General features: G+C 68.9%; 12 protein-coding genes. 7 read left to right on the top strand and 5 right to left on the bottom strand.

Annotated elements, in window-relative coordinates; all coding sequences use genetic code 11:
- From HR086_RS39540 to HR086_RS39525, 4 genes are all read left to right on the top strand, one after another.
- Positions 1-263 (top strand): membrane dipeptidase (locus tag HR086_RS39540; RefSeq protein ID WP_174468196.1); only part of this gene is annotated, 263 nt, incomplete at its 5' end.
- A gap of 37 nt (positions 264-300) precedes the next feature.
- Positions 301-684, top strand: coding sequence for a hypothetical protein (locus tag HR086_RS39535; protein WP_174468195.1), 384 nt, complete (start codon positions 301-303; stop codon positions 682-684).
- 173 nt (positions 685-857) lie between these two features.
- Entirely contained in the window at positions 858-2,360 is a 1,503-nt protein-coding gene (locus HR086_RS39530; RefSeq protein ID WP_254614550.1) for a hypothetical protein, read from the top strand.
- Positions 2,357-3,532: a hypothetical protein gene (locus HR086_RS39525; RefSeq protein ID WP_174468194.1), complete on the top strand. Its 1,176-nt coding sequence runs from the start codon at positions 2,357-2,359 to the stop codon at positions 3,530-3,532. The genes HR086_RS39530 and HR086_RS39525 overlap by 4 nt, the downstream gene beginning before the upstream one ends.
- Before the next feature lie 7 nt (positions 3,533-3,539).
- Here the strand turns inward: HR086_RS39525 and HR086_RS39520 are convergent, their stop codons facing one another.
- Both HR086_RS39520 and corA read right to left on the bottom strand, forming a co-directional pair.
- Positions 3,540-4,322 (bottom strand): alpha/beta fold hydrolase, encoded by a 783-nt coding sequence (locus HR086_RS39520; RefSeq protein ID WP_174462682.1) that lies wholly within the window; start codon positions 4,320-4,322, stop codon positions 3,540-3,542.
- 18 nt (positions 4,323-4,340) lie between these two features.
- Positions 4,341-5,282, bottom strand: coding sequence for a magnesium/cobalt transporter CorA (corA, locus tag HR086_RS39515; RefSeq protein WP_174458669.1), 942 nt, complete (start codon positions 5,280-5,282; stop codon positions 4,341-4,343).
- 80 nt (positions 5,283-5,362) lie between these two features.
- Here corA and HR086_RS39510 point away from each other — a divergent pair, with 80 nt between their 5' ends.
- From HR086_RS39510 to HR086_RS39500, 3 genes are read left to right on the top strand one after another with little or no spacing between them, the layout of a single operon-like run.
- Positions 5,363-6,532, top strand: coding sequence for a hypothetical protein (locus HR086_RS39510; RefSeq protein WP_141643276.1), 1,170 nt, complete (start codon positions 5,363-5,365; stop codon positions 6,530-6,532).
- Positions 6,532-7,353 (top strand): HAD-IIB family hydrolase, encoded by an 822-nt coding sequence (locus tag HR086_RS39505; RefSeq protein ID WP_174468193.1) that lies wholly within the window; start codon positions 6,532-6,534, stop codon positions 7,351-7,353. The genes HR086_RS39510 and HR086_RS39505 overlap by 1 nt, the downstream gene beginning before the upstream one ends.
- 4 nt (positions 7,354-7,357) lie before the next feature.
- Complete coding sequence (locus HR086_RS39500) at positions 7,358-8,554, top strand: class I SAM-dependent rRNA methyltransferase (protein ID WP_141643274.1); 1,197 nt, start codon at positions 7,358-7,360, stop codon at positions 8,552-8,554.
- A 59-nt stretch (positions 8,555-8,613) separates the two neighbouring features.
- Here the strand turns inward: HR086_RS39500 and HR086_RS39495 are convergent, their stop codons facing one another.
- The 3 genes from HR086_RS39495 to HR086_RS39485 form a co-directional block, all read right to left on the bottom strand.
- Positions 8,614-9,036: a hypothetical protein gene (locus HR086_RS39495; protein ID WP_174468197.1), complete on the bottom strand. Its 423-nt coding sequence runs from the start codon at positions 9,034-9,036 to the stop codon at positions 8,614-8,616.
- A gap of 85 nt (positions 9,037-9,121) precedes the next feature.
- On the bottom strand, positions 9,122-9,553 hold the full coding sequence (locus tag HR086_RS39490) for a hypothetical protein (RefSeq protein ID WP_174458671.1): 432 nt from the start codon (positions 9,551-9,553) through the stop codon (positions 9,122-9,124).
- A gap of 33 nt (positions 9,554-9,586) precedes the next feature.
- Positions 9,587-10,528, bottom strand: coding sequence for a hypothetical protein (locus HR086_RS39485; RefSeq protein ID WP_141643272.1), 942 nt, complete (start codon positions 10,526-10,528; stop codon positions 9,587-9,589).
- Between the last annotated feature and the right edge of the window lie 349 nt (positions 10,529-10,877).

Genomic DNA, 10,877 nt, shown 5'->3' with positions numbered 1-10,877 from the left:
TCTTCGCCCCCGTCTATCTGGGAGGCGACGCGGTGGATGACGTGGTCCGCCATATCGAACACGCGGTGGACGTCATGGGCGAGGAAGGCGTGGGCCTGGGTTCGGATTACGACGGAATGGTGCCGCTTCCACGGGGGATGAAGGACGTCACCGACTTGCACCTGCTCACCACGGCACTGCTGCGCCGACATCCGGAGTCCTGGGTGGAACGAGTGATGGGAGGAAATTTCCGGCGTTTCTTCCAGACGACACTGGGTGGTTGACCGGCGGCGGTACGCTCGAAATATTGGTCGCAAGCTCATGAACCGCTCTCTCTTCGTCCTAGTGTCCGTCGTTGGTTCCCTCCTCCTTGCCGGCTGCGGTGGCGCCAGCGCGGGAGATGATTGTGACGAGGCGGGCAGCTTCGTCTGTCAGGAGAACGTCCTGGCGCTGGAATGCCGCACCGGGACGTGGCGGGAAGTTCCCTGCCGGGGTCCGCTCGGCTGCCGCGAGTCCGACGAGGCCGTGCGGTGCGACACCTCTGGCAACGTGGGGGGGGACGCGTGCTCCTCCAGCTCCGAGGGCCGGGGGCTGTGCCGACGGGATGGCAAGGCCGTGCTGGAGTGCCGCCAGGGAGTGTTGGTGGAGACGGCGACGTGCGCCACCTGTGAGGTGGACAACTCCGAGGTGACTTGCCAGCCGTGAGCCGTTGAAGGCGAGCGTCAGGAGTCTTCACTGAGGGACGTGTGGTAGCTTCGGAGCGCCGCTCGCGGGACTCCGATGCGACTTCCGATTCAAGCCTTTGGAGCCTGACACGCTGGTCGTTTCACTTCTCCCCGAGCGGCGCTCCTCTCTCCCATCTGGAGGCAGTGCGCGCGATGGCCCTGGCCGCCGAAGTCCGCATCGAACAGGTCGCTCGCGAGGACCTGGTGATGTTCGTCAACGCGTGTTTCTCCTGCACGGGCCAGCGGGAGTTCTACGGTGACGCGCGCGGGCAGTCGGTCTCCATCGAGTTCCTGCACCAGTACATCCTCGGCAACTACCGGCGCCTCTATCGGCGCACGCTCGCCGCGGGCATCAACCACTTCAATCAGGCGCAGATCATCCTCAACCTGCTCGCCGTCGGCAGTCCGGCGGACGCGGCGGAGCGGCGGGAGGAGGGCGCGCTCATCGCCGCCGCCCTGCGGAGCCTGCCGTCGCAGCGGGCCTACCGGGTGCTGGAGTCCCTGCGCTCGCGGCACATCAACAACCGCAGGACGCGCGCCATCGTCCGTGAGTACCTGTCGGGGCGCTCCAGCCTGCCGTTCGACGCGGTGAAGTACCGCGCCAAGCTGCGCGCGGCGGTGGTGCATGGCCACCTGAAGTTGGACGGCGAGCTGGGGCCGTTCCTCTTCCATGGATGGAAGAAGCGCGTCTACACCCAGCCGTTGCTGGAGACGTTCCGCAAGGCCCACTTCGCCCAGGAGGCGCTCTATGAGCTGCCCTACACGGTGGCGGAGGGCCTGGCCCAGAAGCACGGTGTCCCCCGCGACGTGTTCCTCCAGCGAATCGAGCCCCGGCTCACCCAGGCGGAGCGGCTGCGCCTCCAGGAGTCCGCCGCGCGCGAAGGGGGCGGGGAGCCGCCGGTGGACCTGTCTCGCGCGCCGCTGACGAAGCTTGCGCTCTATGCCCTGTCGATGACGGACGCGGTCCGCGAGGCGCGCCGGGACGAGCTGCACACGGCGCTGGAGCGCGCCTCCGCGCGGGTGCTGGCGCGGGCACCGGCCTCCCTGGGCCGGGTGGCGGCGGTGCTGGACAACAGCTACTCCTCGTCGGGTTCCTTGCAGAAGCGTCGGCGTCCGCTGGGGGTGGCCCTGGCGGCGCACTACCTGCTGTCCGCCTCCGCGCGCGAGTACCGGGCCTTCTGGACCTGTCCCGTGGAGGAGCCGTTGCGCGTCACCGCACGCGGGCAGACGGACCTCGCCACGCCGCTGTTGGATGCACTGGCCTGGGGCGCGGAGCTGGTGGTCATCGTCTCCGACGGCTACGACAATGACCCGCCCAAGGCCGTGGCCGAGCTGACGCGGGTGTTCCGGGAGCGGTTGGACCCGGGGCGGCGCACGGCCCTGGTCCACGTCAATCCCGTCTTCGACGCGGAGGAGTATTCGCCGCGCTCGTTCGGTGGAGCCGTCGCCACGGTGGGCGTGCGGGACGCGGAGGACGTGCCCACGGTGCTGGGCTTCGCGCGCTTCGCGGAGGGCACCGCGTCGCTGGCGGAGCTGGAGCGTTATCTCTCCGCGCGGGTGGCGTCCTGGCTGGAGCGGGATGCTCGCCGGAACGCGAGTGTGGAGGTGGGCGTGGCACCGGGCGCGCCCGTGAGCGTCGAGGAGGGCGAGGCATGAGCGACGCGCGACTCATTCAGCGGCTGGAGCCCAAGGGCCTGAGGCTGGCGCCGTCGCAAGTCTTCGGACGCATCCGGCTGGTGCCGGTGCTGCGGGACGAGGTGAGGGGAGACCTGCGCTTCGCGCGCAGGGACTACTCGGACGCGGTCTCCGTGGTGTCGCTGGAGGGCCCACTGACGGGGCGCGGGCTCAAGTACGTCTCCTACATTCCCCACGGCATGGTGGTGAGCTGGACGCACCGGCAGACGGACGCCGTCTTCGGCACGCGCCTGCAGGCGCCCGAGGGCAAGCGCGTGAAGGTGGGCCCGGTCCCCGTGCGGCTGCTGCATCGGATGGTGCACCGGGAAGACCGCAACCAACTGCGCATGCTGCCCCTGCACCTGGCGATGGAGGGCTTCCTGGCCCTGCACTTCGGCGGGCCGGATATCGCCTGGGCGGAGTACTCGCGAGCGGCCCTGTCCCACGGGTTGAGTCCGCGAGTAGAGGGCGTAGTGCCCGGGTGGGCGAGCACCGCGCTGGATGGCGCGCTGCGCACGTTCGAGGTCCACGAGAATCAGGTGGGCATGCTGCTGTTCAACGCGGATGAACTGCTCTCCGCGTTCATCGTCGCGCACCCGGATGACTACCGCCTCCTGCACCGGACGTTGCTCGAGGACTTCTACGGGGACCTGCTGCTGCAGTACGGCTATCTCATGGAAGCTCCGGAGCTGGGGCTGTCCCTGGACGCGAAGCGGGTGTCCAGCGTGGAGGACCTGCGCACGGAGGTGGCGCGCATGCGCGCGGACTGGGCGGCCTTCCATGGCTTCATGGCCGGCGGGCTGTTCGGCGTGGAGGTGACGTCCCGAAAGGTCTACGAGGCCGGGCCGTTCCTGCTCCAGCACTTCCACACGAGCCTGCTTCCCTCGGAGGAGAACCACCTGGGCGAGGCGATTGTGAGCCCCGACGGAACGCTGGAGTACCTCAAGACCTACCGGCTCTCGGCGGCGCAGACGCGGCGGGCGTACCTGCTGCAACGGCTCGCCACCTCGGGATGGAATCTGGACGACGCCGCGGAGGAGTTCGGCTCCACCCGACAGGACCTGGTCCTCCGGCTCCACAACGCGGGCTTCGGTTATCTGCTCAAGGACCACGTCCTGGAGGAAGCCCGGCGCTCGAAGGCGCGGGGCTCCTGAGGCTCGCTCAGAGCGCCCCGAGAAACGCGTCGAGCGCCGCGTTGACCTTCTCCGGCTGCTCCTGGTTGGACAGGTGCGCGGCGCCGGGGATGACCTCCAGCTTCGCTCCGGAGATGAGGTCCACCATCTGCTTCGCCTTCTCCAGCGGGGTGATGGCGTCATGCTCGCCCACCACCACCAGCGCGGGCCCGGCGTAGCGCGCCAGGATGTCCTTGGAGTCCGGACGCAGCGCCATGCCCCGCTGGGCGGCGGCGATGCCCTCGCGCGAGGCGGTGCGAATCTGCGCCTCCACCACGCGCCCCACCGGCGAATCCGGGGGCGAGGAGATGAGCTTGGGCATCAGGGCCTGGATGACGGGGTCCGCGCCCTTCTCCAGGGCGTCCTTCGCGGAGGCCTCCCGTCGGGCCTTGCCCGCGTCGTCGTCGGCGGTGCACTGCGTGTCCATCAGCACGAGCCCGGCCACCCGGCCCGCGTCCTCGCGCAAGAGGGCCATGGCCGCGTAGCCGCCCATGGACACTCCGCCCACCACGGCCCGGTCGATGTTCAGCGCGTCCAGCAATCCCAGCGCGTCACTGGCGATGCGTGACATCTCGGTGGGGCCTTCACCCGGCATGCTCTGCCCGAAGCCTCGGATGTCCGGGATGATGAAGCGGTAGCGCCCGGACAGCGCCTTCACCTGGGCGTCGAAGGCGTCCCCGTTGAGGGGAAAGGCGTGCAGCAGCAGGACGGGGAGGCCCTGGCCCACGTCGCGGTAGTGCAGGGAGAGTCCATCCACGGTGACGGTCAGCATGCGTCCTCCGAACAGGGCTCAGAGCCACTGCTTGTGCTTGAACCAGAAGAAGAGGCCCACGGGCAGTCCGATGATCATCACCCACATGCTGATGTAGAAGCCCCGCCCTGACAGCACGTCGAAGTTCTGTCCGAAGAATCCGACGATGAACGACAGCGGGAGGAAGATGGTGGCGAAGATGGTGAGCTGCTTGGTGATGTCGTTCGTCTTGTTGGCCACCATGGACAGGTAGCCGTCCATGACGTTGCCCAGGATGTCGCGCCCGGCATCAATCTGCTCGTACAGGCGCACCAGATGGTCATACACGTCGCGGAAGTAGAGCGTGGAGCGCTCGTCGACGTGGGGGATGCCCCGCCGCGCCATCAGCCCCACCACGTCCCGCTGCGGGGACAGCACCCGGCGCAGCTGCACCAGCATCCGCTTCATCTCGAAGATGCGCTGCAGCTGGGACTTCTCCGCCCGCTCGAAGATGGACACCTCCAGGTCCTCCAACTCGTCACCGAAGGTGTCGAGGATGGGGAACTGCGCATCCACCAGCCCATCCGCCAGCAGGTAGAGGATGAAGTCCGTGCCCCGTCCCAGCGTCGCGTTCGGATCCGAGCGGACGCGCTGCTGGATGTTGTCCAGCCCCGAGAAGGGCAGCTCGTGCACGCTGATGATCCACTCCTTGGCGAGGAAGAAGTGGTGCTCATGCAGCGTCAGCTCGCACACGTCCTTCCCGGTGGTGAACCCCTGGAGGACGATGAAGACATGGTTCGGGTATTCCTCCAGCTTGGGCCGCTGGTCCAGGTGGAGGCAGTCCTCGACGGCCAGCCTGTGGAGGCCGAAGCGCTCGGCCAGCCGGGCCATCACCGCTTCGTCGGGGTGGAGGACGTCAATCCACTTCCGTCCCTCCTCGGCGAGCAGTTCCTCACCCCCGGTGAAGAGGGTTCCGTCCTTCATCAGACAGACCTGAATCATCCCGTAGCGCTCCCGGGCCTTGCGGCGCGGCCCCGATCCGAGTGCTAGAACTCCCCCGCGCGGAAGTCGAGCGCTAGAGTGTGCCCCCCGTGTCCGCTGACGCTGAAAACCCGCAGGCCTCCCTGACCCCGAGGCTCGAAGAAATCCTCCAGTCCCACCCCGACCGCGCCTTCGCGGGCCGGCTGCGCAAGGTGTATGCCGCCGCCGCCCAGGCCATTGGCCGGCTGAGTGACATGGACCTGGTGAAGTACGAGACGCCGGTGGTGGACTCCAGCCCGGACCTGTCGCTCTGGGAGGAGATGGCGCCCGTCATCCGAGACACGGTGATGGACGTCAACGCCCTCTTGAACGTCATCCGCGAGCAGTTCCCCGCACAGCCTTCCGCGGGCCTCGCGGACATCCTGCGCGAGGTGGGCGGGGCCCGCTTCCAGGACCCGGCCACGCTGCTCCAGGACGCCATGACGCAGCTCGCGCAGGGGATTACCCAACTGGGCGAGGCGATGCGCAACCCGTCCGTGGTGAGCGACCGGTGGACGCTGCTGGCTGAAATCCAGAGCTTCCGTGCGCGCTTCCGCGAGCAGGTCAGCAACCTCGTCTTCGAGACGGCGAGCACCTTTGGCGAGGTGACGCGGGCGCAGGTGGTGCCCGGGCACGAGGCGGAGGTGAAGGCGGCGGTGACGGTGCGCGCCATCACCGCGGACCTGGGGCGCATCCTCACGGCGCGGCACAACAAGGTGCGCGAGGCGGAGCCCGAGGACGTGCAGTGGAACGCGCAGCAGCTCCAGACGGAGATGGACGCCTTTGGCCGCACGGCCGCGTACCGGAACCTGCGCGCGCAGGACAAGCGGCACATCGTGGAGATGCGCGCGGAGGTGGGTCGCCTGGCGATTCTCCCCAACCCCTCCCGCCAGGACCTGCTCAAGGTGGTGAGCGAGCTGGACGCGTTCGTCCGGGGCCTGTCCGCGGTGAACCAGCGCCAGGTGCTCATCATCCATGACCGCGAGGTGTGGGCCTCTTGCGGCGTGAAGCTGGAGCGGGCCCTGATGCTGTCGGACTCGGACGCGCCGGCCTCGGCCCGACTCCTGGCCGAGGCGGCCGTCAGCGCCCAGTCCCTCTACGGGCGGGCCTCCGACATGGACGCGTTCCTGCGCAAGGCGCGAAAGCAGCCCCTGGCCCAGCTCGTGGGACCGGAGCTGCGCGCCACCATCGAAGTGTTCCAGGGACTGTTGGCCCAGCTGGACGTGATGTGATGGCGGCTGCCAGCAAGGCGGTACCGCGCCCGTTGCGCGAGGCGGACCTGTCCCGTGTCGAGGGTGTCTTCACGGACGTGGATGGCACGCTGACCACCGGCCACCGGCTGCGCGCGGACACCGTGCGGGCGCTGGAGCGGCTGTCCGCTTCGGGCCTGCGCGTGGTGTTGGTGAGTGGCAGGCCGGCGGGGTGGGGTGAGGCGTGGGCGCGGCAACTCCCGGTGGATGGAGTCATCGTGGAGAACGGCGGCCTGTTCTTCTTGCGAGGCAAGCGGGGGCTCCGCAAGGTGTACCTGGAGGCACCGGCCGAGCGCGTGGCGAACCGGCGTCGGCTCGAGAAGGAAGTCGGGCGCGTGCTGAAGCAGGTGCCCGGGGCGCGGTTGTCGGTGGACAGCGCGTACACGGAAGTGGACCTGGCCGTGGACTACAACGAGGAAGCCCGGCTGGGTGAGGCGGGGGCGTCGCGCATCGAAGCGCTGCTGCGGGCGCGCGGGGTGACGGCGGTGCGCTCGTCCGTGCATGTCAACTGCTGGCTCGGTCGCTTCGACAAGCTGAGTGCGACGCGGCGCTTCGCGCGGGTGGCGTGGGGCGAGCGTTTGGAGCCTCGGGACGGCCGTTACGTGTATGTAGGGGATTCTTTCAATGACGCCCCGATGTTCCAGGCTTTCGAGCTGGGCGTGGGCGTAGCCAACGTGCGCGCGGTGTTGGACCGCATCGACGCGCCGCCGGCTTTCATTACCCGGGCAGCCGAGGGGAAGGGCTTCGAGGAGCTGGCTCGGGCCCTCCTCGCTCGGCGGGGCCGTGGGGCTCGTGAGGAGTGACACCGTGAATGTCGTGAAGCTGGAGCTGGCGCGGGGACTGGGGCGCCACCTGCGCGCGGGGCACCCGTGGGTGTTTCGCAAGGCGCTGGAGCATGTGCCGAGGATTCCCGCCGGCAGCGTGGTGGACCTGACGGAGAACGGGAAGTTCGTCGCGCGGGGGTATTACGATCCGCACTCGGCCATCGCGGTGCGGGTGCTGACGCGCGACTCGCGGGACACGGTGGACGCGGGCTTCATCACCCGCCGGGTGCGGCGCTCGCTGGCGGAGCGCCAGTCGCTCCTCGACCTGACCGACACGGACAGCTACCGCCTGATTCACGGCGAGGGGGACGGGCTGCCGGGAGTGGTGGTGGACCTCTACGCCGGCTGGGCGGTGATGAAGCTGTATTCGGCGGGCCTGACGCCGTATCGCCCGCTCATCGTCGAGGCGCTCAAGGCCGGCATCCCGGGCCTCAAGGGCATCGTCGGTCGCGATGAAGTGGCGCGGGACGACGTGGAGGAGGACGAGGGTCGGGGCTCGGGGCGCATGTTGTACGGGCAGGACGCGCCGGAGCAGATCGCCATCCGCGAGCGCGGCGTCACCTTCATGGTGGACGTGTGGCGCGGGCAGAAGACGGGGTTCTTCCTGGACCAGCGGGAGAACCGTCACCTCATCCGGCGACTGGCCAAGGGCCGGGACGTGCTCAACTGCTTCAGCTTCAGCGGCGGCTTCTCCGTCAACGCGGCGCTGGGCGGGGCGAACACCGTGTTCTCGGTGGACATCGACCCGGAAGCCATCGCCCTGGCGCGCGAGAACTTCACGCGCAACGGGCTGCCCGCGGAGAAGCATGACTTCCTCGCGGCGGACGTGTTCACGGTCATCCAGTCCTTCAAGGACGAGGGCCGCACCTTCGACATGATCATCCTGGACCCGCCGGCCTTCGCGAAGAGCCAGCGCGCGGTGCAGGCGGCCCTGGACGGGTATGCGTCGCTGAATCGGCAGGCGCTGAGCCTCTTGCGGCCGGGCGGTCTGTTGGCCACGGCGTCGTGCTCGGCGCGCGTGAGCCCGGACGACTTCATGAGCGCGGTGCGCGAAGCGGGCTTCAAGGCCGGCGTCGACCTGGCGCTCGTGGAGGAGCGCTACCAGCCGCCGGACCACCCGGTGCGGTTGCAGTTCCCCGAGGGCAAGTACCTCAAGTTCTACGTGCTCCAGGCGGTGTAGCTCCGCCGCTCAGCGGGCCCGGGATATCCGCCCGGGCCCCTGCAGCGAGCGGGGGCCCGTCAGGTGCCGAAGACGTTCCTCGCCACGCGGTCCAGCACGGTGGTGCCCCAGGCGAGGCTGGCCTTCATCAGCCGCTCCATGTCCTTCGTGAACGTGGCGCCCGCGGGCATCTGCGCGTACGTCCGGCTCAGGAAGAGGCTCTTGTTCTCCTCCTCGAAGTCCACCGAGCCACCGCCGGCGTCCGTGCCGTCCTGGGCTTGCTTGCGGAAGCCGTCGATGACACCCGGCTTGGGGTCTTCCCGGAAGCGGTAGACGAGCGCGCTGCACTCCAGCACCTGCGTGTCCGCGTGGTGCTCGAAGTAGAGCTGCGCGCTGCCCACCATGGTGCCGCCCAGCCCGTTCTCGTTGAGCCCCTCGCTCATCCCGGCGCCCTGCGTCTGCAGGTACCACCGGACGAGCGCGCGCGCGGCCTCGCGAGTCATGGGTCCGCCCGGAGGGGGCGGGGGTTTGGCGAGGCCCATCGTGGCCAGCAGCCACTGGATGTGACGGGAGAACGCGAGGGCCATGTCAGCGGGACTGCGCGGGGATGACCTTCGCGGCGACGCGCTCGAACACGTCCACGCCCCAGACGAGGCTCGCCGCCATCAGCTTGCTCAGCTCGGAGGCGAACACCAAGTCGATGGGGCGCGTCGTGTACGTGCGACTGAGGAAGAGGCTCTTGCTCTCCGACTCGAAGTCCACGGTACCGCCGCCCGCGTCCGTGCCGGCCTTCTGCTCGTCGCGGAAGCCGTCGAGGACGCCGGGGCGGGGCGCGTCGCGGAAGCGGTAGATGAGGGCGCTGCACTTCAGCTCGCCCGTGTCGGCCGAGTGCTCGAAGTACAGCTGCGCCTCGCCGACAGCGGCTCCGCCGAGCCCCTTCTGATTGAGACCGGGGCTCAGGGGAACGCCCTGAGCCGCCAGGTACGCCTGCACCAGTTGAGTCGCCTCGTCTCGCGTCATGGCTGCTTATCTACCACGACTGACGGGCAGCTCTCAGAACTCGCCGGCGCGGGCCTGCTCGAAGGGCACGCGGTGGTTGAGGTACGTGTCGACCAGCGAGTGCGCGCCCGAGAACACGGTGTCCTCGGAGAAGTAGTGCACCTTCGCGTCCTTGCCCGCGTGGCGCAGCATGTCCGCGGGGCTCCAGCCCTTGCCGCCCAGGCCGAAGAGGGTGGGGACCGCGTCGCGGTTGTTGATGTAGTGCACGTAGTTGGGGCCGTCCGGGTAGGTGCAGGCGGCGGCCGCGAACGTCTCCACGTTCAGCTTGCTCATCGTCTGCTGGACCTGCTCCGGCGACATCCCGTCTTCGATGCGCAGCCGGCGCGCCACGTCCGACAGCGCGCGCGAGGTGATGAGGCCACCCTGGCTGTAGCCGACGAGGTGCACGTCCCGGCCCGCCTTCAGCTCGCCGTAGACGGCGTCGGCCAGCGTGTCGACGGCGGGGTTGGTGCCCTTGCCCAGCTTGTCCTTCACGGCCTGGAGCAGGTCGCCGACGGTGCCCTCGGTGGAGTTGTGCACGCCGATGGTGCGCATGCCCGTCTCGTCCGCGAGCGCCTGCAGCTCACGCGCCTGCTTGTCCTTCTCCGTGCGCATGCCGTTCGTGTAGATGAGCGTGGCCGTCGCGTTCGGGTTGTTCTTGGGCGTGAAGGCGGGGATGTCGCTCAGCGGCGTGCCGGGCTCGAACGTCTGGCCGCCCGCGCCCACCAGCTTGCCGTCATAGACCTTGTCCTTCGAGCCGGCCGGAGCGGTGAACACCTGCGCGGCGGCCACGGTGTTCGTCGTCTTCGCGCTGTCGAAGCCATCCACCACCGCGCCGGTGCGCTGCGCGGTCGGCTGCACCGCGGGCGTCGCCACCGTGTTCGCTTCAGACGTGCGCGCAACGGACGTCCGAGGGGTGGTGCCGACGAGGGTGCGGCCGCGCTCGATGGTGCTCATGGTGGGGGGCTCCAGCGGATAAAAAGGGGGATGGAAGAAAGAGTCCTTGCCCCATTGTCCCAGGACGCCGTCTGAAGTTGCGCACAAACGCGGTAATTCGCTCCAAACGCTGAATTCCGACGCACTGCGTCGCGGACCTCGGGCGAAGACCTGGTGCGTCATGTTCCGAGGGAAGCGCGGATCCCACGCCGGACTTGGAGCCCGCGCCCAGAGGTGGGGCGCGCCAGAATGGAGCATGCGCTGGGAGTATCGGCTCGGCGCGAGCCCTCCTAAGGTGGGTGACATGGTCCAGAAAGGTCAGTTCCTGGAGCGCTCCACCCTGATTCCGGTGGGGGCGGTGGTGATGGAG

Origin of the sequence: Myxococcus sp. CA039A (assembly GCF_013336645.1) — a bacterium.
In the GTDB taxonomy this organism is placed as follows: domain Bacteria; phylum Myxococcota; class Myxococcia; order Myxococcales; family Myxococcaceae; genus Myxococcus; species Myxococcus llanfairpwllgwyngyllgogerychwyrndrobwllllantysiliogogogochensis.
Note: the sequence above shows the minus strand (reverse complement) of the source record. Positions and strands in the feature narration are given on the sequence as shown.

Bases quoted from the DNA above. Each gene is read 5' to 3' on its own strand.
- HR086_RS39535 (WP_174468195.1), top strand. From the start codon at position 301: ATGAACCGCTCTCTCTTCGTCCTAGTGTCCGTCGTTGGTTCCCTCCTC.
- HR086_RS39530 (WP_254614550.1), top strand. From the start codon at position 858: ATGGCCCTGGCCGCCGAAGTCCGCATCGAACAGGTCGCTCGCGAGGAC.
- HR086_RS39525 (WP_174468194.1), top strand. From the start codon at position 2,357: ATGAGCGACGCGCGACTCATTCAGCGGCTGGAGCCCAAGGGCCTGAGG.
- HR086_RS39520 (WP_174462682.1), bottom strand. From the start codon at position 4,322: ATGCTGACCGTCACCGTGGATGGACTCTCCCTGCACTACCGCGACGTG.
- corA (WP_174458669.1), bottom strand. From the start codon at position 5,282: ATGATTCAGGTCTGTCTGATGAAGGACGGAACCCTCTTCACCGGGGGT.
- HR086_RS39505 (WP_174468193.1), top strand. From the start codon at position 6,532: ATGGCGGCTGCCAGCAAGGCGGTACCGCGCCCGTTGCGCGAGGCGGAC.
- HR086_RS39495 (WP_174468197.1), bottom strand. From the start codon at position 9,036: ATGACTCGCGAGGCCGCGCGCGCGCTCGTCCGGTGGTACCTGCAGACG.
- HR086_RS39490 (WP_174458671.1), bottom strand. From the start codon at position 9,553: ATGACGCGAGACGAGGCGACTCAACTGGTGCAGGCGTACCTGGCGGCT.
- HR086_RS39485 (WP_141643272.1), bottom strand. From the start codon at position 10,528: ATGAGCACCATCGAGCGCGGCCGCACCCTCGTCGGCACCACCCCTCGG.